This window comes from Streptomyces tardus, assembly GCF_018101125.2.
GTDB lineage: Bacteria > Actinomycetota > Actinomycetes > Streptomycetales > Streptomycetaceae > Streptomyces > Streptomyces tardus.
In genome coordinates this window covers 270702-293122 of the sequence record NZ_JAELVF020000001.1, presented here as the reverse complement: position 1 = coordinate 293122, position 22421 = coordinate 270702, and the positions used below count along the sequence as shown (strand labels likewise).

General features: G+C 72.3%; 17 protein-coding genes. 7 read left to right on the top strand and 10 right to left on the bottom strand.

Annotated elements, in window-relative coordinates; genetic code table 11:
- From JGS22_RS01205 to glgX, 3 genes are all read right to left on the bottom strand, one after another.
- The coding region (locus JGS22_RS01205) for a CDP-alcohol phosphatidyltransferase family protein (protein WP_216814800.1) at positions 1-960 on the bottom strand (960 nt) is incomplete at its 3' end.
- A 171-nt stretch (positions 961-1131) separates the two neighbouring features.
- On the bottom strand, positions 1132-1929 hold the full coding sequence (cas6e, locus tag JGS22_RS01200) for a type I-E CRISPR-associated protein Cas6/Cse3/CasE (RefSeq protein WP_211043109.1): 798 nt from the start codon (positions 1927-1929) through the stop codon (positions 1132-1134).
- 481 nt (positions 1930-2410) lie between these two features.
- Entirely contained in the window at positions 2411-4714 is a 2304-nt protein-coding gene (glgX, locus tag JGS22_RS01195) for a glycogen debranching protein GlgX (RefSeq protein WP_216814799.1), read from the bottom strand.
- Between the two features lie 123 nt (positions 4715-4837).
- Here glgX and JGS22_RS01190 point away from each other — a divergent pair, with 123 nt between their 5' ends.
- From JGS22_RS01190 to JGS22_RS01170, 5 genes are all read left to right on the top strand, one after another.
- A complete protein-coding gene (locus JGS22_RS01190) occupies positions 4838-6076 on the top strand; it encodes an Ig-like domain-containing protein (protein WP_211041828.1) in 1239 nt (412 codons plus the stop codon).
- A gap of 20 nt (positions 6077-6096) precedes the next feature.
- Complete coding sequence (locus JGS22_RS01185) at positions 6097-6873, top strand: enoyl-CoA hydratase/isomerase family protein (protein ID WP_211041829.1); 777 nt, start codon at positions 6097-6099, stop codon at positions 6871-6873.
- Between the two features lie 247 nt (positions 6874-7120).
- Positions 7121-7852 (top strand): FG-GAP repeat domain-containing protein, encoded by a 732-nt coding sequence (locus tag JGS22_RS01180; protein WP_211041830.1) that lies wholly within the window; start codon positions 7121-7123, stop codon positions 7850-7852.
- A 602-nt stretch (positions 7853-8454) separates the two neighbouring features.
- Complete coding sequence (locus JGS22_RS01175; RefSeq protein WP_372454170.1) at positions 8455-8910, top strand: ATP-binding protein; 456 nt, start codon at positions 8455-8457, stop codon at positions 8908-8910.
- Between the two features lie 118 nt (positions 8911-9028).
- Complete coding sequence (locus tag JGS22_RS01170) at positions 9029-9940, top strand: glutaminase (protein ID WP_211041832.1); 912 nt, start codon at positions 9029-9031, stop codon at positions 9938-9940.
- A gap of 181 nt (positions 9941-10121) precedes the next feature.
- Here the strand turns inward: JGS22_RS01170 and JGS22_RS01165 are convergent, their stop codons facing one another.
- From JGS22_RS01165 to JGS22_RS01135, 7 genes are all read right to left on the bottom strand, one after another.
- Positions 10122-10439: a hypothetical protein gene (locus JGS22_RS01165; protein WP_211041833.1), complete on the bottom strand. Its 318-nt coding sequence runs from the start codon at positions 10437-10439 to the stop codon at positions 10122-10124.
- 125 nt (positions 10440-10564) lie between these two features.
- Entirely contained in the window at positions 10565-11344 is a 780-nt protein-coding gene (locus JGS22_RS01160) for an enoyl-CoA hydratase (RefSeq protein ID WP_211041834.1), read from the bottom strand.
- On the bottom strand, positions 11341-12285 hold the full coding sequence (gene mmsB / locus JGS22_RS01155) for a 3-hydroxyisobutyrate dehydrogenase (RefSeq protein WP_211041835.1): 945 nt from the start codon (positions 12283-12285) through the stop codon (positions 11341-11343). Before mmsB ends, JGS22_RS01160 begins: the two co-directional genes overlap by 4 nt.
- Entirely contained in the window at positions 12282-13391 is a 1110-nt protein-coding gene (locus JGS22_RS01150) for an enoyl-CoA hydratase/isomerase family protein (RefSeq protein ID WP_211041836.1), read from the bottom strand. Before JGS22_RS01150 ends, mmsB begins: the two co-directional genes overlap by 4 nt.
- The gene (locus JGS22_RS01145; RefSeq protein WP_211041837.1) at positions 13391-14530 is read right to left on the bottom strand and encodes an acyl-CoA dehydrogenase family protein; all 1140 of its coding nucleotides are present in this window, start codon (positions 14528-14530) and stop codon (positions 13391-13393) included. The genes JGS22_RS01150 and JGS22_RS01145 overlap by 1 nt, the downstream gene beginning before the upstream one ends.
- 5 nt (positions 14531-14535) lie before the next feature.
- Positions 14536-16035: a CoA-acylating methylmalonate-semialdehyde dehydrogenase gene (locus JGS22_RS01140; protein WP_211041838.1), complete on the bottom strand. Its 1500-nt coding sequence runs from the start codon at positions 16033-16035 to the stop codon at positions 14536-14538.
- A 611-nt stretch (positions 16036-16646) separates the two neighbouring features.
- The gene (locus JGS22_RS01135) at positions 16647-17207 is read right to left on the bottom strand and encodes an ATP-binding protein (RefSeq protein WP_211041839.1); all 561 of its coding nucleotides are present in this window, start codon (positions 17205-17207) and stop codon (positions 16647-16649) included.
- A 235-nt stretch (positions 17208-17442) separates the two neighbouring features.
- Between JGS22_RS01135 and JGS22_RS25805 the strand changes: the two genes are divergently transcribed.
- Both JGS22_RS25805 and JGS22_RS01125 read left to right on the top strand, forming a co-directional pair.
- Entirely contained in the window at positions 17443-20346 is a 2904-nt protein-coding gene (locus JGS22_RS25805) for a helix-turn-helix transcriptional regulator (RefSeq protein WP_308405457.1), read from the top strand.
- A 657-nt stretch (positions 20347-21003) separates the two neighbouring features.
- The gene (locus JGS22_RS01125) at positions 21004-22350 is read left to right on the top strand and encodes a lipase family protein (RefSeq protein ID WP_216815059.1); all 1347 of its coding nucleotides are present in this window, start codon (positions 21004-21006) and stop codon (positions 22348-22350) included.
- The last annotated feature ends 71 nt before the right edge of the window (positions 22351-22421 follow it).

Here is a 22421-nt window from a genome sequence, read left to right as displayed (position 1 = left end):
GTCGAAGGTGTCGAGAGTGCGGGCGAAGTCGCGGGTGGAGAGCAGCAGTTTGTAGATGATCGCGAGTTCGAAGGCGAGCAGCAGCCCGCCGGCGACGAGGGCGACCGGCAGTACGGCGTCCACCAGCGGGCCGACGATGAAGACGGCCATCTGGAACTCGATCCCGCTGACCAGGTGCGGACGTATCCGGTGCCGCAGCAGCGCCGAGCGGAACCGCAGATAGAGCGGGAAGCGGCGGCGGAACTCCTGTTGCAGGTCGACTACTTGGGTCTTCTTCGCGGGCGCGGCGGGGGTCTCGTCAGCCTCGGGCGCGGTCGGCTGCTGCTGCTCCTCCGGGGTGCGGGCCCTGGTGAGGTCCTGCTCGATGTCGGCGGAGGGGTTCTCGCGGAGCAGGTCCTCCATGAACGCCAGGGAGTCGGCGTCCTCGGCCTGCCGGGCGGCCCTGATGCGCGACTTGATCTGCTTGCGCATCGTGTGGCGGGTCTTGAAGATCTCCAGTGAGTTGATGTAGCGCAGGCCGTCGAGGAAGACGACGAGTCCGGCGAGCCAGATGAAGTGGGTTTCGCCGGTGCGGTTGTACTGGCCCGCCCCGAGTGCGAAGGCGCAGGCCATGACCCGTATCCGGTCGAAGACGAAGTCCAGCCAGGCGCCGAAGACGGAGCCCTGGCCGGTGAGGCGGGCCAACTTCCCGTCCATGCAGTCCAGGACGAAGCTCAGGTGGTAGACGACCGCGCCGGCCACCAGCCAGCGCCAGTCGCCGAGCAGGAAGAGGCCGGCGGAGACGAGCCCCAGGAGGAACGCTCCCCAGGTGATCTGGTTCGGCGTGATCGACGTCCGTCTCGCCAGTAGTCGTACCAGCGGGGTGGCGACCGGATCGACCAGCATCACCGTCCACCAGGCATCGCGCTTCTTCTCCGTGATCCGACGCACCTCGGCGAGCGGCAGGCTCTCTGTGGGCATTGTCAACTTCCCAGACGTTTTCAGTGATTTCACTGAAACTCTGTGAGTTGTTCATTCAAGAAACAAGACGACCCTCGTACAACCTTTCGCCTCCGGTGGGGGCTTCGCGCGCTCTGCTCGTCGCTCCCTCCTCTCCCGTCTCTCCTGCCTCTCCCGTCGGGTGTGCCGGGCTCAGCGGGGGAGGGGGCTGAGGGTCATGAGTCCGCAGCCGTAGGCCTTGGCCTTGCCGAGGCCGCGCGTGAGGGTGCGGCGCAGCGCCTCGGGGTCGGTGACCTCCAGCCGCCCGTCGAAGGTCGTGGTGACGAGGGTGGTCTTGGGCTGGGAGCGGGTCGGTCGGGCCGGCGCCGACGAGGGGTGGGCGAAGGAGAGCTGGCGACGGCTGTGCACGGTGACGGCGTACCGCTCCTCCAGGTGCAGGGCCTGGGCATCGGCGCTGTGCAGTACGCGGAAACCGCAGTGTTCCTGGCGTTGGAGCAGCCAGCGGAGCTGGTGGCGGGGGGTGAGGTGCGCGGTGCGTTTGGCGCGTTCGCCGGGGTGGCGCCGGACGCCGTGCACCGGGTTCGCGGTGAGCCGGAAGGTCCAGTTCTCGCCCTTGGTCAGACGGGAGAGGAACGGTGCGTACGGGCAGGTCTGCCAGCCGGTGGTGTGCTGACCTGCCCGCTGCGGCCAGCCGGCCTGCTGTACGAGGTGCCCGAGGTCGGGTTCGGTGGGGCTGACGATGTGGAGGTGGGTCTCCGCGCGTGCGTTGCGGTCGGTTCGCCACAGGACTCTGGGCGAGCCGGCGCCTTCGTCCGGCAGTATTTCGGCGCTGGGCGTCGCTTCCGGGGAGGCGGTCGTCCTCGGTGAGGGGAGAGACGCCCCGGCGGCGGGGAAGGACGTCATCACTGCCGCGTGCAGCGCCCGGGGTGAGGAGAGAAGCCGCTTGGCTCCGCCGCGGGTGGTGTTCACACGGAACCGGGTGAGATACATCGTTCGCCCTCCAGCGCCTCGCGCGCGTTGTGTCCGGCCGGTGGGCTGCGCGGTCGGCGGCTCTCAACCGCCGCCGGGCGTCGGCCTGTTCGTGCCCCGGGCACAGTTCAACGCAGCGTCGGGGCAGGTGCCGCGTTTTTGTGGAAAACGGACGGTGGGCCGCAGTTGATCACTAAGATTGACTTTGCGGTGATGTAAAGACGAAACGATTCTGGGGAGGTCGTCGCGGCGCTCGGGGGTACGGAGTGCCGAGAACGCTGGTACACGTCCGGGGCAGCGGTGGTGCACGGGGTGGCGGTGGCGTACGGGAGCGGAGTTGCGCGGGAGTGGAGTTGCGCGGGAGTGGAGTTGCGCGGGTGTCGGCCGGGCACTGCGGTGGGAGACGAAAGCCTCCGTGCGCGGTGAGGGTGCGACACCTCCACCGCGCACGGAGGCCTTCGCTGTGATCAAGCCCCAGGGACGTCGGCAACGCTCGTGATCGCTACGGCCGGCGGGCCACGCGCCAGAGGTGGACGGTGCGGGGCGGCACCGTCACCGTCGTGCCGGCGGTCACCGCTCGTTCGGGTTCGGGGCGGGGCGACTCCGTATCGGTGTCGACCAGCAGCTCGTACGCGTCGGCCCAGGGAGTGCCGGGCAGCGGGAAGTCCAGCGGTTCGTGGCCGGCGTGGAGCAGCAGCAGAAAGCTGTCGTCGGTGATCTCCTCGCCGCGCACATCGCGGCCGACGATGTCGTTGCCGGAGAGGAACATCGCGACCGTGGTGCCGGGTGTGTACCAGTCGTCCTCCGTCATCTCCGCGCCCTCGGCGGTGAACCAGGCGAGGTCGCGCAGCCCGTCCGGGCCCTGCGGTCGGCCGGAGAAGAACGCTTTGCGGCGCAGCACGGGATGTGCGCGGCGCAGCGCGATCAGTCGCGCGGTGAGGTCCAAGAGGCGGCGCCAGCCGGGTTCGCGCAGCAACGACCAGTCGACCCAGCCCAGTTCGTTGTCCTGGCAGTAGCCGTTGTTGTTGCCCTGCTGGGTGCGGCCGAACTCGTCGCCGGCGACGAGCATCGGCACGCCGGTGGAGAGCAGCAGGGTGGTGAGCATGTTGCGCAGCTGGCGGCGGCGGAGCGCGTTGATCCGCTCGTCCTCGCTCTCGCCCTCCGCGCCGCAGTTCCAGGAGCGGTTGTCGTCGGTGCCGTCGCGGTTGTCCTCGCCGTTGGCCTCGTTGTGCTTCTCGTTGTAGGTGACTAGGTCGCGGAGGGTGAAGCCGTCGTGCGCGGTGATGAAGTTGACCGAGGCGTACGGGCGCCGGCCGCCCCAGGCGTAGAGGTCGCTGGAGCCGGAGAGGCGGTAGCCGAGGTCGCGCACGTCGGGGAGGGCGCCGCGCCAGAAGTCGCGGACGGCGTCGCGGTAGCGGTCGTTCCACTCGGTCCACAGCGGGGGGAAGGCGCCGACCTGGTAGCCGCCGTCGCCGACGTCCCAGGGCTCGGCGATGAGTTTGACGCGGCGCAGCACCGGGTCCTGGGCGATGACGGCGAGGAAGGGGGAGAGCATGTCCACGTCGTGCATCGAGCGGGCGAGTGCGGCGGCGAGGTCGAAGCGGAAGCCGTCGACGCCCATCTCCTGGACCCAGTACCGCAGTGAGTCGGTGATCAGGCGCAGGACCTGGGGCTGGACGACGTGGAGGGTGTTGCCGCAGCCGGTGTAGTCGGCGTAGCGGCGCGGATCGTCGCCGAGGCGGTAGTAGCCCCGGTTGTCGATGCCGCGCAGGGAGAGGCTCGGGCCCAACTCACCTGCTTCCGCGGTGTGGTTGTAGACGACGTCGAGGATCACCTCGATACCGGCGCGGTGCAGTGCGCGCACCATGTCGCGGAACTCGCCGACCTGGCTGCCGCGGCTGCCGTGTGCGGCGTAGCCGGCGTGCGGGGCGAAGTACCCGATCGAGTTGTATCCCCAGTAGTTGCGCAGGTCGCGGCGGAGAAGGTGGTCCTCGTGCGCGAACTGGTGGACCGGCAGCAGTTCCACGGCGGTCACGCCGAGCCGGGTCAGGTGCTCCAGCGCGGCCGGGTGGGCGAGCCCGGCGTAGGTGCCGCGCAGCTCCTTCGGCACGCCGGGGTGGCGCTTGGTGAAGCCGCGCACGTGCAGCTCGTAGAGGACGGTGTCGGCCCACGGGGTCTTCGGGCGGCGGTCGTCCAGCCACTCGTCGCCGGGGCCGCTGGTGTCGCCGCTGTGCACGACGACGCCCTTGGGTACGTGCCGCGCGGAGTCGCGGTCGTCGCGGACGGTGTCGGCGAGGTGCTGTTCGGGCCAGTCGCGCACGTGGCCGTACACCTCGGGCGGGAGGGTGAAGTCGCCGTCCACGGCGCGGGCGTAGGGGTCGAGGAGGACCTTGGCCGGATTCCACCGGGCGCCCGACCAGGGGTCCCAGCGCCCGTGCACCCGGTAGCCGTACCGCTGGCCGGGGCGTACGTCGGGCAGGAAACCGTGCCAGATCTCGTGGGTGAGCTCGGTCAGAGGGTGCCTGGTCTCGTGGCCGTCGTCGTCGAAGAGGCAGATCTCGACGCCCTCCGCGCCGCCCGCCCAGAGGGCGAAGTTGGTGCCGTGCACTCCGTCGGGGCCGGTGTGGTAGCGGGCGCCGAGCGGTTGCGGGCTGCCGGGCCACACGGGCCGGGACCGCGGGGACGCGTGCTCGGCGGGGGCGGTGGGACGCGTGCCGGGGGTCGTGGCGGGAGGCTCGGAAACCTGGCCGGGGGCCGGGCGTGAGGGACGAGCGGGGTCCGCGGGATGGCCGGTGGCCTGCGTCATGTGCGTCCTTGCCGGTGAGGTGCTCCGTGATGCTTTCCGGAGATTGTCCCCATACGTGACGTCTCACCCGCACGTACGAGCCGTACGTTTCTCGCCACCTGTGTGGTCGTTGGTGCGGATGTGATGGAACGAAGGCTGGGCGGTTCGATGCTGGTGGTGGCGCTGTGGGCGCTTGTCGGGAGCGGCCTGTCCGGCTGCGGTGCGGCCCAGGAACGCAGGGCGCCCGCGGACGCCGTTCGGGTGAGCCCGGCGGACGGTGCCCGGGGGGTGGCGGCGGGCGAGTCGCTGGCGGTGACGGTGCCGGACGGACGCCTGGAGCGGGTGGTGGTGCGGCGCGAGGACGCGGAGTCGCTGGGGGGCCAGCGCGGTCCCGCCGAACGCGTCGCGGGCCGGCTGTCCTCCGACGGCCGGACCTGGCAGCCGACCTCCGGGCAGCTGCTCCTCTCCAGTCGCTACGAGATCCGCGCCGAGGCGGTGGACGGCCACGGGCGGCGTACGGTCCGGCGCACGACCTTCGCCACCCGTGAACCCGGCCCGCGGTTGATCGGCCGCTTCACTCCGGAGGACGGCCAGACCGTCGGCACCGGCATGATCGTCTCGCTGAACTTCAACCACCCGGTGGTCGACCGGGCCGCCGTCGAGCGCGCGGTGACGGTGAGCTCCGAGCCCCGGGTGCCCGTGGTGGGCCACTGGTTCGGCAACCGGCGGCTGGACTTCCGGCCGCGGGAGTACTGGCGTCCCGGCACCGAGGTCACGCTCGACCTGCGGCTGCGCGATGTCCGCGGCGCCAGGGGCTCGTACGGGGCGCAGTACAAGAAGGTGCGGTTCACCGTAGGCCGCGACCAGCACAGCCTCGTCGACGCCGACGCGGGCACGTTGACCGTACGGCGCGGCGGTGCGCATGTCCGTACGGTCCCGATCACCGCGGGTCCGCCCGAGTTCGCCACGTACAACGGGGCCATGGTGATCAGCGAGAAGCACACCGAGACGCGGATGAACGGGGCGACGGTGGGCCTGGCGGGGGAGTACGACTATCCGGACGTGCCGCACGCGATGCGCCTGACCAGCAGCGGGACCTTTCTGCACGGCAACTACTGGGCGGACGCGGGGGTGTTCGGCACACAGAACACCAGCCACGGCTGCGTGGGGCTGGAGGACGTGCGGGGCGGCAGCGAGGAGCTGCCCGCCGGCTGGCTCTTCCGCAGCTCGCTGATCGGCGACGTGGTGGAGGTGCGCGGCGGCGGTGGTGAACTCGTCTCGCCGGACAACGGGTTGAGCGGCTGGAACCTCGACTGGCCTTCCTGGAGGGCCGGTTCGGCGCTGGATCCGGAAGGCCGGAAGAAGTCCACCTGGCAGCAGTGAACGACCGTTACCCTGCCGCCATGACAGCTGCCACCGTGAGCCTCACCGTCGCCGACCGGGTCGCGACCATCCGTCTCGACCGCCCTCCGATGAACGCACTGGACACCGCCGTGCAGGACCGTCTGGGCGAGCTCGCCGCCGAGGTGAGCGGGCGCGAGGACGTCCGCGCGGTGGTGATCACCGGTGGCGAGAAGGTGTTCGCGGCGGGTGCGGACATCAAGGAGATGCGGGAGATGGACCAGGTGGCGATGGTCGCCCGGGGGCGCGACCTCCAGGCCTCCTTCTCCGCCCTGGCGCGCATTCCCAAGCCGGTGGTCGCCGCGGTCAACGGCTATGCGCTGGGCGGCGGTTGCGAGCTCGCGCTCTGTGCGGACTTCCGGATCGCCGCCGAGGACGCCAGGCTCGGACAGCCGGAGATCCTGCTCGGGCTCATCCCCGGCGCGGGCGGCACCCAGCGGCTCGCACGGCTCGTCGGCCCCTCGAAGGCCAAGGACCTGATCTTCACCGGCCGGCAGGTCCGCGCCGAGGAGGCGCTCGCCATGGGCCTGGTGGACCGGGTGGTGCCGGCCGCCGAGGTGTACGAGCAGGCGCACTCCTGGGCGGCGCGACTGGCGGCGGGCCCGGCGATCGCGCTGCGGGCGGCCAAGGAGTCCATCGACGCGGGGCTGGAGGTCGACATCGACTCCGGACTCGCGATCGAACGCACCTGGTTCGCCGCTCTGTTCGGCACCGAGGACCGCACGATCGGGATGCGCAGCTTCGTGGAGGACGGCCCCGGGAAGGCCAACTTCCGCTGAAGGGCGGTGAGTTGACGTCGTTCGGCTGGGTCGGGGCGCGGCGCGCGGGCTCGGTGGCGCGCTGAGCTGGGACGAAGGCGGCGCGGACGGGGGAGGGGCGGACGCGGTCCGCGGCCGGGTCGCCGTAGAGGCAGCATTTCCTTGTGTCACGGTTCTATCACACGGATGTTCGAGAGGTGAACCCCGGCTGACCGCCTCCCCTCTAATCCCGCGCAACATCCGAACAGACGACACAAGGAGTTCGTACATGCCTCGAAAGCGCTCACGTCTGATCGCCGTGGCCGTGGCAGCAGCTGCCGTGCCCCTGGCGTTCGCCGGCTACCAGGCCGGTGCCACCGGGACGAGCGACGCGAAGGGCGACTCCGCCGCCTCGACCGCGCCGTGCCTGGCCGACGCCACCACGCTGCTCGGCGACCTCGACGGCGACGGCCACGCGGACAAGATCGTCAACCCGGGTCACTCCGGCACCGCGATGACCGTCCAGTGGGGCAGCGCGGACGGCTCGTTCAGCGAGAAGCACAGCGTCAACGAGCTCGTGGGGGCCGAGGAGGCCGAGATCGCCACCGCGGCGGTCGCCGACTTCCAGAACGACGGCACCCTGGACCTGGTGGTCAACCTCGTGGAGCCGTCCCCCGGTGACGACTCCGAGACCGCCCGCCTCTCCGAGTACCGCCCGGGCCCGCTGAACCGCGCGGACCTGAGCTCCGACAACTCCCGCCACCTGGACATCGGTGACCGCGGCGAGGCGGAGGAGCTGCGCATCGCCAACTACGGCGACGACGAGTACCCCGACCTCGCGATCCTCAACGCCGCGGGCGACGGCCAGCTCGACCGGAGCGTCCGGCTGACCGAACCGGGCACCGGCCCCGGCGAGTTCGACCGCGAGGCCATGGAGGAGTACGGCGAGTGGGGCGCCAGGCCGCAGCCGCCGGCCATGCCCACCGACGGCTGGAAGCACTTCTACAAGCCCTGCTCCTGATCCGCGGCGGGTGCCGCCGGCCCCCCGCTCGGCGGCATCCGCTCCCGGCCGTGTCCGGCCGACACGACTCTGCGGTCGACACGTGTTCCGGCCGACGCCGGCGTCCTCTCGGGCGCCGGCGTCCGGCGTATCGGCGGCGTCCGGCGTATCGGCGGCGTCCGGCCCCATCGGCGGCGTCCGCCCGATCGGCGCTTGCTGTGGGCTGACGCGGGGGCGGGCCGGAGACGGTGGGGCCCGCGGACGGCGCTTGCTGCGACGAGCGAGCCGGCGCCGGTGCGGCTGCGGGCGTGGGGTCCCCGGGAAGGGCGCCGGCGACGGGGCCGACGGCGTGCCCGCGTGATCAGTTGTTACCGCGGGTAAAAAATCTTCGGACCGTGAACGACCGCTGGTGATCACGTGTGCGCGGAGTGTCCCCCGGTGTCGCCGCAGGTCGTACGCCGTGTGCGGGGCAACCGCCCGGCGTGCGGGCCCGGTTGGCGCGCCGGGGCGCACTACGGGACCTGCAGGTGAATACATCCGTCCGGCCGCGAGGAGTGTGTGGAACGGTCATCATGGTGGTCGTCGCAGGACGTGGGGCCGAGCCGGAAAGTGGGGCGGAACGGGTGTCAATCCTCGATCGTGAGGCGGGAATCCGCCTGCCGGCTCTGCTGGCGTCGCCCGACAGCGACCCCAGCGTGGACGAGGTACGACTGCCCAACCGTCCGGAGTCCGCCAAGACGGCACGGATGCTCGCCGAGGCCGTGCTGCGCGGCAAGTGGAACCTCCCGGCCGGGCTGACGGATCACGGCGTGCTGCTGGTCTCGGAGCTGGTCGGCAACGCCGTCTGCCACACCGGCGCGGTCCGCTTCGGGCTGCGCATGTACCGGGGCCGCGGGCGCGTACGGGTGGAGGTGCGCGACCCCTCGCGCGGACTGCCCTGCCTCCTGCCGGTGCAGGACCTGGACACCAGCGGACGAGGACTGTGGCTGGTGGAGCGGCTCTCCGACCGCTGGGGCGTGGACCTCCAACCGCACGGCAAGACCACCTGGTTCGAGATGCGGGTCGTCGAGCCGTCCTGAGGGCGCGCCCGAAGTCCGCCCCGCCCGAAGCACCCGGAACCCGCGCCAGGCCGGGAGGTACGTGTCGGCCACCGGTACCCGTGAAAGCGGCCGGAAAGGGGTCGGTCACAATGGCCCGGTGGACTACGCAGCTCTGTTGACCCGCGCCCGGGAAGCCGCCCTGCCCGCACTGGACCGGGGCCGACCGGCGGGGTACATTCCGGCGCTGGCCTGCGCGGATCCCCGCAGTTTCGGAATGGCGCTGGCGACGGTCGACGGCGAGGTGCACGGGGTCGGCGACTGGCGGAAGCCGTTCTCGATACAGAGCATCTCCAAGCTGTTCGCCCTTGCGCTCGCGCTCCACCACGGCGGCCCGTCGCTGTGGCGCAGGGTGAACCGGGAGCCCTCGGGCAACCCGTTCAACTCGCTGATCCAGTTGGAGGCCGAACAGGGCGTCCCCCGCAACCCGTTCATCAACGCCGGCGCCCTCGTCGTCACCGACGCGCTGCTCAGCCTCACCGGCGACGCCGGCGGCTCGGTGCTGGACTTCCTGCGCGCGGAGTCGGGCAGCCCGGGCATCGCCATCGACGGGGACGTCGCCGCCTCCGAGGCCGAGCACGGCCACCGCAACGCGGCACTCGCCCACTTCATGGCCTCCTTCGGCAACCTCGAAAATCCCGTCGAGGAGGTGCTGGCCCACTACTTCGCGCACTGCTCCATCAGCCTCGACTGCCACGACCTGGCACTCGCCGGTACGTTCCTGGCGCGGCACGGCATACGCGCCGACGGGAGCCGGCTGCTCGGCCGCAGTGATGCCAAGCGCGTCAACGCCGTGCTGCTGACCTGCGGCACCTACGACGCGGCGGGCGACTTCGCCTACCGGGTGGGACTGCCCGGCAAGAGCGGCGTGGGCGGCGGCATCCTGGCGATCGTGCCGGGCCGCGGCGCGGTCTGCGCCTGGAGCCCGGGGCTCGACGCCATCGGCAACTCGGTGGGTGCGCTCGCCGCACTGGAGGACTTCACCGAACGCTCCGACTGGTCGGTCTTCTGAAGCCTGTCGCAGCAGCAGCAGCAGCAGCAGCAGCAGCCGCCGCCACCGTCGCCGCAGCGGCGGTGCGGGCGCCGATCGGGCCGCTTCCGAGCTGCTCCGCCCGTACCGGCCGCCGTGCAGGTCGCCTGCCCGGCCCGCTCTCTCCCAGCGCTGCGCCTTCTGCCGAACGCTTTCCGCACTCTCAGCGGTAGCGTCTGCCGCGGGCCGAACCGGCCTTGCGGCGGCGGTCGTTGCACAGCAGGCACTTGCCCCAGCCCGGCGGCAGCGGGTCGTCCCTGTCGCCGTACAGCGGATCGACCGCACCGCGCGGGTGCTCCCGGCAGCCGGTCGACCCGCCCAGCTCGGACTCCATGGCGCGCACCGAGGTCAGGGCGCGCTGGAGCGCGTCGGAGAGGGCGTCCAGCTGGTCCATGGGCGGGGTGCCCTCCCAGCTGTGCGACGCGATGTCGTTGGCCGTGCGCAGCGCGTTGTTCAGCTCGCGGAGATCGGCGTAACTCATGCGTCCGAGCCTAGACCGTGGCACCGACAACGCCGTTCGCCCGGTGCGGAACCGGGCGAACGGCGCTCTCGTCGATCACCGGACGTGCGCGAGGGCCCGTCGGTGTGCTCGGCGGACCACAGGCGTCAGCGGTGGCGGAACTCCGGGTCGCGCTTCTCGACGAAGGCGGCCATGCCCTCCTTCTGGTCCTCGGTGGCGAACGTCGCGTGGAAGAGCCGGCGTTCGAACCGGACACCCTCGGTGAGTGTCGTCTCGAAGGATCGGGCCACGCTCTCCTTGGCCATCATGGCGACCGGCGCCGACATCCCGGCGACGGTCCCGGCCACCTCCATCGCGGTGTCGAGGAGCTCGCCGGCCGGTACGACCCGCGAGACCAGGCCCGCGCGCTCGGCCTCCTCCGCGTCCATCATCCGACCGGTCAGGCACAGGTCCATCGCCTTGGCCTTGCCGACCGCCCGGGTCAGGCGCTGCGAGCCGCCGATGCCGGGGATGACGCCGAGCTTGATCTCCGGCTGCCCGAACCTCGCGGTGTCTGCGGCGAGCAGGATGTCGCACATCATCGCCAACTCGCAGCCGCCGCCGAGCGCGTACCCGGAGACTGCGGCGACGGTCGGCTTGCGCACAGCGGCGAACTGGTCCCAGGCGGTGAACCAGTCGCTGACGTACATGTCCATGTAGCCGCGCGGCTGCATCTCCTTGATGTCCGCGCCGGCGGCGAACGCCTTGGCCGAACCGGTGAGCACCAGGCAGCCGATGTCCGGGTCGCGGTCCAGCTGCCGGGCAGCGTCGACGACGTCGTTCATCACCTGGAGGTTGAGCGCGTTGAGCGCCTTGGGGCGGTTGAGGGTGATCAGCCCCGTACGGCCCCTGCGCTCGACCAGGATCGTCTCGTACTCGTGGGTCATGGCTTGCTCTGGTCCTTTTCCTCGCCTGTGCGGTCGGCCGATCCGGCCCGTACCTCGTGGATGATCGCGGAGAAGTCCTTGCCCGCGCCGGAACCCTCGGCGAAGGCCGCGTACACCTCCGCGGCGCGCCGGCCCAGATCGGCGGCGACCCCGCCGGCCTGCGCCGCACTCGCGGCCAGGCCCAGGTCCTTGGCCATCAGTGCGGCGGCGAAGCCCGGCTGGTAGTCGCGGTTGGCGGGGCTGGCGGGGACCAGCTCGGGCACCGGGCAGTACGAGGTCAGCGACCAGCACTGGCCCGAGGCGGTGGAGGCGACGTCGAAGAGCGCCTGGTGGGAGAGGCCCAACTCCTCACCGAGCACGAAGGCTTCACTGACCGCGATCATGGAGATTCCGAGGATCATGTTGTTGCAGATCTTCGCGGCCTGGCCGGAGCCGGCGTCTCCGCAGTGGACGACCTTGCCGCCCATCACGTCGAGCACTGCCCGCGCGTCGGAGAAGGCCTCCTCCGAGCCGCCGACCATGAAGGTCAGGGTCCCGCCGGCCGCGCCCGCCACACCGCCGGAGACCGGTGCGTCCAGCGAGCGGTGGCCGGCTGCCGCCGCGGCCTCGTGGGCGGCACGTGCGTCGGCGACGTCCACGGTCGAGCTGTCGATGAAGAGCGTGCCGGGCTTCGCGGCGGCCAGCAGGCCGCCCTCGCCGGTGTAGCACTCCAGCACCTGCCGCCCGCTGGGCAGCATGGTGACGACGATGTCGACATCGGTCGCCGATTCGGCCGCGGAGGCGACCACCGTGACGCCGTCCGCCTCGGCCTGCTCCAGAGCGGCCGGCACCAGGTCGAAACCGAGGACGGTGTGGCCTGCCCTGACGAGGTTGGCCGCCATGGGTCCGCCCATGTGCCCGAGCCCCGTGAAACCTATCCTGAGGGGGGAGTTGTCACTCATCGGCTCTCCTTCGGTTCTGTCGCCGGGACGAGCCCGAGCTCGCGGCCCTCGCCCAGCGGGGCGAAGTACTCCTGGACGTGCGCCTCGGTCACGTCCTCCAAGGAGGGCGGCGACCAGCTCGGCGAACGGTCCTTGTCGATGACCTGTGCGCGCACTCCCTCGATCAGGTCGTGGGAGCGCAGCGCCGCGCAGGAGGTGCGGTACTCCACCTCCAGCACCTGCTCCAGGGTCTGGAGCCGGGCGGCGCCGCGCAGCGCGCGCAGCGTCGCCTTCAGAGCGGACGGGGACTTGCCGAGGATGCGCTCCGCGGTCGCCTTCGCCGCGGTCGAACCCAGGCCCCGCAGCGCCGCGACGATGTCCTCGACCCGGTCGTGGGCGTAGGCGCCGTCGATCCACTCGCGCTGCGCGGCGAGCCGGCCCTCGGCCGGTTCGGTCGCGAACTCCGCGATCACCTCGTCCACTTCGCGCTCCCCGAACGCGGCGAGCAGCTCCTCGATCCGCTCCGAGCGGACGTGGTGGTCGGCGAGCCCGCACAGCAGCGCGTCCGCCGCGCCGATCTGGTCGGAGGTGAGGGCGAGGTGGGTGCCGAGCTCGCCGGGCGCGCGGGCCAGCAGATAGGTGCCGCCCACATCGGGCACGAAGCCGATGCCCGTCTCCGGCATGGCGATCCGGGACCGCTCGGTGACGATCCGGACGCTGCCGTGTGCGGAGACGCCGACACCGCCGCCCATCACGATGCCGTCCATCAGCGCCACATAGGGCTTGGGGTAGCGGGCGATGAGCGCGTTGAGCCGGTACTCGTCGCGCCAGAAGTCGGCGCTGGCGGTGCCGCCCTCGGCGGCGTCCTGGTGGATGGCGCGGATGTCGCCGCCCGCGCACAGCCCGCGCTCACCGGCACCGGAGAGGACGACGACCTTCACGGTGTCGTCCCGCTCCCACTGCCCGAGCACCTCCTCCAGGCGGCGGACCATGGCGCGGTTCAGCGAATTGAGCGCCTTGGGTCGGTTGAGCACGAGGTGGCCGGCGTGCCCCTCGCGGCGTACCAGCACCTCTGCCTCGGGGCCCTCGGACTCCTCGGCGGGGGGACGCGGGGTCGGGGAAGCCATCAGGCGGCTCCCACGAGCCCGCGGGCGACGATGACGCGCATGATCTCGTTGGTCCCTTCCAGAATCTGGTGCACGCGGAGATCTCGGACGATCTTCTCCACGCCGTACTCGCTGAGATAGCCATAGCCGCCGTGGAGTTGCAAGGCCCGGTTGGCTACCGAGAAGCCCGCGTCGGTGGCGTACCGCTTGGCCATCGCGCACTGCTCGGCGGCCTCGGGGACGCCCGCGTCCAGGGCCGCGGCGGCGCGCCAAAGCAGCGCGCGGGCGGCCTCCAACTCGGTGGCCATGTCGGCGAGTTCGAACTGGAGCGAGTCCCGCCGGATCAGCGGGCCGCCGAAGGCGTGCCGGTCCCGGAGGTAGCCGAGAGCGCCGTCCAGCGCGGCCTTCGCCCCGCCGACCGAGCAGGCCGCTATGCCCAGCCGGCCGCCGTTGAGACCGGACATCGCCATCCTGAAGCCCTCGCCCTCACGGCCGAGCAGCCGGTCGGCGGGCAGTCGCACGCCCTCCAGGATCACCTGGCGGGTGGGCTGGGCGTTCCACCCCATCTTCTGCTCGTTGGCGCCGAAGGACAGGCCCGGGTCGTCGCGGTCGACCAGGAAGGCGGAGATGCCGCGCGGGCCGTCCTCGCCGGTGCGGGCCATCACCAGATAGACCTGTGCGGCACCCGCGCCGGAGATGAACTGCTTGACGCCGGTCAGCACGTACTCGTCGCCCTCGCGCACCGCGCGGGTGCTCAACCGGGCGGCGTCCGAGCCGGCGCCCGGTTCGGTCAGGCAGTAGCTGGCCAGCGAGCGCATGGAGCACAGGCCCGGCAGCCACCGGGCGCGCTGCTCGGCGCTGCCGTAGCTGCCGATCATCCAGGCGACCATGTTGTGGATGGAGGTGTAGGCGGCTATCGAGGGGCAGCCGGTGGCCAGGGCCTCGAATATGAGCACCCCGTCCTGGCGGCTCAGCCCCGAACCGCCGTCCTCCTCGCGGACGTAGACGCCACCGAGGCCCATCTCGGCGGCCTTGGCGAGTACGTCGACGGGGAAGTGCTTGCGCTGGTCCCACTCGACCGCGTGCGGCGCCAGATGCTCTCTGGCGAAGTCCAGCGTCGCCTCGAAGATCGCGCGCTGGTCGTCGTTGAGCGTGTGCATCGGCTTCAGTCCATCGTGGGGATCGTGAAGCTCGCGCCCTCCTTGACCCCGGAGGGCCAACGGGAGGTGACGGTCTTCGTCTGGGTGCAGAAGCGGACGGCGTCCGGGCCGTGCTGGTTGAGGTCGCCGAAGCCGGAGCGCTTCCAGCCTCCGAAGGTGTGGTACGCGACCGGGACCGGGATGGGCACGTTGACGCCGATCATGCCGGTGTTGACGCGGCGGGCGAAGTCGCGCGCGGTGTCGCCGTCCCGGGTGAAGATCGCGACGCCGTTGCCGTACTCGTGCTCGCTGGGCAGCCGCAGCGCCTCCTCGTAGTCCTCGGCGCGCACGACACAGAGCACCGGACCGAAGATCTCCTCGCGGTAGATCCTCATGTCGGAGGTGACGCGGTCGAAGAGCGAGGCGCCGACGAAGTAGCCGCCGGGGTCGCCGTGATGGGCGGCGGTGCGGCCGTCGACCAGCAGCTCGGCGCCCTCGGCGACGCCGATGTCCAGGTATCCGAGCACCCGGTCCAGCGCGTCCTGGCCGACGAGCGGGCCGAAGTCGGCGTCCGGGTCGTCGGAGTTGCCGACGTGCAGGCCGGCGATGCGCTCGCGGAGCTTGGCGATCAGCGCGTCGGCGGTGGCCTCGCCGACCGGCACGGCGACCGCGATGGCCATGCAGCGCTCGCCGGCCGAGCCGTAGCCCGCGCCGATCAACGCGTCGGCGGCCTGGTCGAGATCGGCGTCGGGCATCACGATCATGTGGTTCTTGGCGCCGCCGAAGCACTGGGCGCGCTTTCCGTTGGCGCTGGCGGTGGCGTAGATGTACTGGGCGATCGCGGTGGAGCCGACGAAGCCGACGGCGGCGACGCGCTCGTCCTCCAGCAGCGTGTCGACCGACTCCTTGCCGCCGTTGACGACGTTGAGCACGCCCGGCGGCAGCCCCGCCTCCAGGAACAGCTCGGCCAGCCGCAGAGGTACGGACGGGTCGCGCTCGGAGGGCTTGAGCACGAAGGAGTTGCCGCAGGCGATGGCCACGGCGGCCTGCCACAGCGGGATCATCGCCGGGAAGTTGAAGGGGGTGATGCCCGCGATCACGCCGAGCGGCTGACGCAGCGAGTACACGTCGATCCCGGTGCCCGCGCTGTCGGTGAACTCGCCTTTGAGTAGGTGCGGCACACCGATCGCGAACTCCACGACCTCCAGGCCGCGCTGGAGGTCGCCGGCGGCGTCCGGAACGGTCTTGCCGTGCTCGCTGGAGAGCAGCCTGGCCAGGGAGTCCCGCTCCTCGTCCACGAGCTGGAGGAAGCGCATCATCACCCGGGCGCGGCGCTGGGGGTTCCACGCCGCCCACTCGACCTGGGCGCGCGCGGCGTCGGCGATGGCGGCCTCGGTCTCTGCGCGGCCGGCCAGCGGAACGCGGGCCTGCACCTGGCCGGTGCTCGGGTTGTAGACGTCGCCGAACTCCCCGGAAGTGCCGGGGACCTGCTTGCCGCCGATGAAGTGTGTCAGCTCGCGGATCATGGGGGACCTGTCTCTCGTCGGGGGTGGGACGCGCGGACGAGCCCGGGGTTGGCGGGCTGCGGCGGTCGGGCTCCGGCGTGGTCGACCCATGGGTGTGCGTGGCATCGAGTGTCGCTGCCACCCGCCGTGGGCCGAGCACGGATTGGGCTCAATCGGGCACTGTCGAGGGCGCCTTCGTGGGTGGTGAAGTGCACCCTGCACTGCGTCGCGAAGGTCACTCCGACCATATAGTTGGACGTCCAAGTAAGTCCAGGGGTCCCCGTGCGCGTTCTGCGCCGCGCGTTCTTCCCGTGCGCCGCGCCACGCCGGAACGGCGGGTGGGCGCCGGGCGATTGGGCCCGCTGGGCGAGGTCGCACGGGCCGCTGGCGGGTGCGGGAGTCGGGTGGGCGTACGCCCCGGCGCCCGAGGTCCGAGTGCGGATCGGCCCGGATCGGGTGAACCTCCGACCGCCGCCGGGCGCGCGACCGCCGAGGCGCACCGGCGCTCCGCGGGGGTGCGCGAGGGGCGTGCGGACGAGAGGCGGGCGGCAAGTGCGAAGGGAGCGCAGGAGGGGCGCCGGGGCTTCCCGACACCCCTCCTCCCGGCGGGAAGCGCCGTGGCCGTCGGCTTCTCAGCCGACGCCGGCGGCAGTACGGCGCTGGGGGTTGACCCGCCTGTTCGGAGAGCGACCGCCCGAACCCGTACAGGCGGGCGGCACGCTGAGGTCGGCCACCACTCTGGTGCCCTGCGGCGAGGGGTACGCCCGGGTGCTCGACGCGTACGCGGCGACCAGGGTCAGCCCGCGTCCGCAGGCCGCCCCCTCGTCCAGCGGCTCCCGGCGCGGTGTCTCGCGCGGACGCCATCTGCCCGAGTCCCGCACTTCGACCGAGAGCGTCGTGCCGTCCAGACCCAGCCGCAGTGACACCTCCGGACTCCCGGAGTGCAGCACGGCGTTGGTGACCAGCTCCGTGACGATCACCGCGAGTGCGTCCTCGACATCTGTGTCGAGCAGCCACCGGCGCGCCACCCCTCTTGCGAAGGTGCGCAGGAAGGGCGGCGCCTCGGTGGTCGCCGCAAGACAGCACGACGCCCGTGTGACACCCCCGTCGGATCGGACTGCCTCACCGCCGAGCGACGCGCCCTCGTGGGGGAAGGGCGCGGCGCTGCGCGGCGGCTGTGCGGTGGTGCTCATACAGGCTCCTCCGAGCTGGGTCGGCAGCTCTCGGCACATGACGCACCGTGGTGAGCGGTGTGCCGGACCGGAGGCTCCGTCGTCCCCCGCCGAACCTGCTCGGGGCACGGGGGAAAACGTCACCGCCGGTAGTGCCAAGCTGGCGGCTGCGGGGGACACTGTGCAATCAGGGAGCCGTGAAGTACGGATACGCAAAGAAAGCGGATCGCCCCGTATGACTGCACAGGAACGTGGAGTGAACACGAAGGGTGAGCAAAGTCTGCGTGCGCTGTCGGAGGCCCTGCACCGCGCCGCGCCCTCCCCGGTGCTGTTGCTGTGGGCCGGTGCGGCCGGGACCGGCAAGACCTGGCACCTGAGGCTGCTGCTCGACGAGCCGGAGCTCCGCACCGTGCGCACCGTGGTGTTGCGCTGCACGGCCGGTGGCCTGGTGAGCCGACAGCCGGGCGTGGACAGACGCCGTCCCGTACCGCGTCCCGTACCGCGCCCCGGGTCGCAGCCCGTCGCACACCCGATCGCGCACTCCGCGGCCCGGCCCTCTGCGTCGCCGCCACCGTTGCCGCCGCCTTCCGTACGGACGGCCGGGGCCGGAGTGGACGCCGGGAGCGCCGTGAGCGCCGTGAGCGGAAGGGCGGCGGGCGTCGAGGCGAGTGGTGCCGCGCGGCTGGAGGAGGTGCGGGCGACAACCGGCCCGCTGCTGCTGGTCGTCGAGGACCTGCACCGGGCGGGTGCCGACGAACTCGCGGCGCTGCGGGCCCTGTTCGAGCAGCCGCCCGCGAGGCTCGCGGCTGTGCTCACCTACCGGCCCGAGGAGCTGGTCTCGCCCGGACTGCCGCTCGGCGCCGCCACCGACTACTCCTCCGAACTCCTCGTACTGCGCCGGCGCTTCGAGCCGCTGGACCTCGCGGAGGTGGAGGAGCTGGCGGTGACGAGCCTCGGCGAGGATGCCTGCGGCCCCGGCTTCGTACGGAGGTTGCACGAGCACAGCGGGGGAGTGGCGCGGGTCGTGGTCGACCTGCTCGCCGCACCCGTGTTGCGGCAGGAGGGCCGCCGCCGCGCCGCACGCCATGTGGATCGGGCCGAAGTACCCGTACGGCTCGCGGAGTTGGTGCTCGGCCGCTGTGCCCCGCTGTCCGAGGCGGCCCGGCACCTGGTGCTCGCCGCGGGCGTGGTGCGCCAGCCCGCCGGCCGACGGGAGCTGACCGAGATCGCCGGGCTGTCGACGGAGCGGGGGAGCGCCGCCCTGGCCGAGGCGCTGCGAGCGGCGGTGCTGGTACCGCTCGGCCCCGACCGCTACGGCTTCGCCGTGCCGCTCGCGGCCCGTGCGGTCTACGAGGACCTGCCGGGGCCGCTGCGCCAGGAGCTGCACGTCCGGGCAGCCGAGGTGCTGGCGCGCCGACAACCCGCCCCCTGGGCCGAGTTGGCCGCCCACCGCCGCGACGGCGGACAGCTCGGTCCCTGGGCGAAGGCGGTCGAACGTGCCGCCCGCGACTCCGCCCGCAAGGGCGAACACCAGGTCGCGGCAGGGCTGTTGGAGGAGGCGCTCGCCCATCCGCAACTGCCCTCCGCCACCCGGGTGCGACTGGCCCCGCTGCTCGCCCGCAGCGCCGTGGTCGGCCTGCGCTCGGACCAGACAGTACGGGTGCTGCGCGGCATCACCGACGACGAGGCGCTGCCGCTGGTGGTCCGTGGCAAGGTGCGGCTGGACCTCGGGCTGCTGCTCTCCAACCAGTTGGGCAAGGCCGCCGACGGCCGCCGGGAGATGGAGCGCGCGGTCCAGGAGCTGCACGACCAACCGGCCCTGACCGCACGGGTGATGTCGGCCCTGGCCATCCCGTACTGGCCCACCGCCTCCCTCTCGGTCTGCCTGCGGTGGCTCGCCCGCGCCGAGCGCGCCGCCGCGGACAGCGGCGACCCCGCCATCCGGCTCGCGGTGGCCGCCAACCGGGTCTCCGTGCTGCTCGGCACCGGCGACCCCGACGGCTGGCAGCTCCTGGCGGATCTGCCGCGCGACACCGAGGACCCCGTCCACCTCCAGCACGTCGCCCGCGGACTGTGCAACTGCGCCGACTCGGCGGTGCTGCTCGGCTACCACGACCACGGTGCCGCGCTGCTGGCCGAGGGCCTGGACCACGCGCGCCGCAGCGGGGCCTTCTACCAGGAGCAGACCGGCCGCGGCACCGCGCTGCTGGTGGACTGGCTGACCGGCCGCTGGGCCGGACTGGCCGCGCGCTGCGAGGAGTTGGTCGACGAGTCCGGCCGGATGCCGGTCATCGCCGAGGACGCCAGAGTGGTGCTCGGGCTGCTGGCGCTCGCCAGGGGCGACTGGGCGCAGACCGCCAACTGGCTCTCCGGCGAGGACTTTCCGACGCTGGAAGAGGGCTCGGTTCCGCTGGTCGCCGCCGCCTCGGGTGCGCTCATCCGGCTGGCGCTGGCGCGGTCCGACCTCGAAGGCGCGCACGAGCAGGCGGTGGCGGCCTGGGAGCGGATACGCAGGTCCCAAGTCTGGGTGTGGGCCGCCGAGTTGGCGCCCTGGGCGATCGAGGCGATGGTCAGGTCCGAGCGCGCGGAGACCGTACGGGAGATGGTGGCGGAGCTGGAGTCCGGGCTGCGCGGCCGGGACGCACCTGCTGCGAGCGTCGCGCTGCTGTGGAGCCGGGCGCTGCTCGCCGAGTGCGAACAGCGGTGGGAGCGCGCCGCCGTGCTGTTCCGCGAGGCGGGTCTGGAGTACGGAAAGCTCGACCGGCCGTATCCGCGGGCGCTCGCCGTGGAGGCCGCGTTCCGCTGCTCGCTGGAGACGGGCGCGGAGCCGGAGACCGCCGAACTCGCGTACGCGGTCGAGCAGTTGACCGAACTCGGCGCCACCTGGGACGCCTCGCGCGCCCGCGCCGTGCTGCGCGCCCAGCAGCCCGTCACCGAGGAGCGCCGCTCCCCGGGCCGTCCGGGTTACGGCGATCGGCTCTCTCCCCGGGAGCGCGAGGTCGCCGACCTCGCAGCCGCGGGGCTCACCAACCGCGAGATCGCCGGCACCCTGCACCTCTCGCCGCGCACCGTCGAGCAGCATGTGGCGCGTGCGATGCGCAAGCTCGGCTCGCCCTCCCGCCAGGATCTCGGTGAGGTCGGGGAGCCCGAGAACGCCTGACCCGGCGGCGCGACTCCCGGCTCCGGCTGCCCAGTTGCCTCCCGGGTGCCTGAACGCTGGTTGCCCGCTGTCTGTCCGCCTGCTTGTCGTCCGGCTGCCGGCCGTGTGTCTCCCGGCCGGGGCGCCCCTCTTCGTGCGCGGGGTGCGCCCTGCGGTCCTCCGGGCCGGGGCTTGTCCCTCGTCCCGAGCCGGGCCGGGTCGCCCCGACGGCTCGCGAGTTCGCCCGAACCGTGTGCCGGTGACAGCGCGTCCGGCGAGAACACTCACGCGCGCCCATTGTCCCTGCGTGCCGCCGGCCCTACTGTCCACACCTGACCGGTCAGTAAGAACGCCGCCCGCGCGACGGCGATGCCGTCCTGCCCTGTTCCCGCCCCGCCCGTGCCGCCGCCTCGCCGTGCGAGCGAGCGCGGTCTGCGCCGTGTCGTCCCGCAGGCACCGTCCCCGCTTCGACCGAGGTGTCGAGCCCTCGGCCGAACCGACGAAGCTGGAGTGAGTTCCGTGAACCCTCGTCACACCGAGCACGCCGCCGTCCCGGAGCCGGCAGCCCTGGAGCCCGCCGACCCCGCGCACCCGTCCGCCTCCGCGCCCGGCCGCGCCCGTCCGAGTGCGCGCCGCCGAAAGGGAGTTGCCGCCGGCCGTACGCTGCTCGCGGCTGCCATGGTGGCGACCGCCGGGGTCGCCGTGCAGACGACGACCGCGGGCGCCGGTGAACGCGCCGAGCCCGCCGCCTCCGCCGAGCCCGCCGCCTCCGCCGAGTCCGCCGCCTCCGCCGAGTCCGCCGCCGAGCCCGCCGTCTCCGCCGGCGATCCGGGCTTCTACCGGCCTCCGGCCGAACTCCCGGGGCGCAACGGCGAGTTGGTCCGTACGGAGGAGCTGCGGCTCGGTCTCAGCCTGCCGGGGATCGACGGCCCGCTGCCGGGCAGCGCCACCCGGCTGATGTACCGGTCCACCGACTCGCGCGGTGAACCGGTGGCGGTGACCGGCGCGTACATCGAACCGGCGGCGAAGTGGATGGGCGGCGGGGAGCGTCCGCTGGTCGCGCTCGCCCCGGGGACCATGGGCCAGGGCGACCAGTGCGCCGCCTCGAAGGCGTTGGAGAAGCCGCTGTCGCTGGATTCGGGCTCGGTCTCCGTCGGCTACGAGAACCTGGCGATCTACCGATTCCTCGCCAGGGGCGTCGCGGTCGTCGTCACCGACTACGTGGGTCTGGGCACCACGGACCGCACGCACACCTACGTCAACCGCCTGGACGCCGGGCACGCCGTGCTCGACGCGGTACGCGCTGCCCGGGCGCTGCCGGACACCTCACTGACTCCCGCCTCGCGGGTGGGCCTGTACGGCTACAGCGAGGGCGGGGGAGCGACCGGCTCGGCCGCCGAACTCCAGCCCGGCTACGCCCCCGAGATCGAACTCGCCGGTACCTACGTGGGCGCCCCTCCCGCGGACCTCGCCAAGGTGCTCGCCGCCGTGGACGGCAGCACCCTCGCCTCCGCGCTCGGCTGGTCGATCAACGGGTTCCTCGACTCCGACTCCGAACTCGCCCCGATCCTGGACAAGTACACCAACGACAAGGGCAAGGACGCGCTGGAGAAGCTGTCGGACGCCTGCGTCGGCGACGGCATTCTCGGCTACGCGGGCGCCCGCAGCGCGGACTGGACGAAGAACGGGGAGTCGATCCCGGAGATCGTGGCCGCCGAACCGGAGGTCGCGGCGATCCTCGACCGCCAGCGCATCGGCCGGCTCGCACCGGCCGGTCCGGTACGGGTGGCAACCGGCACCAAGGACAACCTCGTCACCCACGAGCAGGCCCGCACCCTCGCCGCGGACTGGTGCGCGAAGGATGCCCGGGTCACCTACGTGCCCGTCGAACTGCCGGACACCGGCGAGAAGTTGGTCAACCACTTCCTGCCGCTCATCACCGACCAGCGGGCGGCGATCAACTGGGTCACCAACCGTCTGTCGGGCGAGCCGGACAGCCCCGACTGCTCCTCGGTGCGCCGCTGACCGACCCCCGGCGGGGCCGTGCCCGACGGCGGGCCCCGCCCAAGGGCGCTGCCCGCACCGCCCGGCCCACT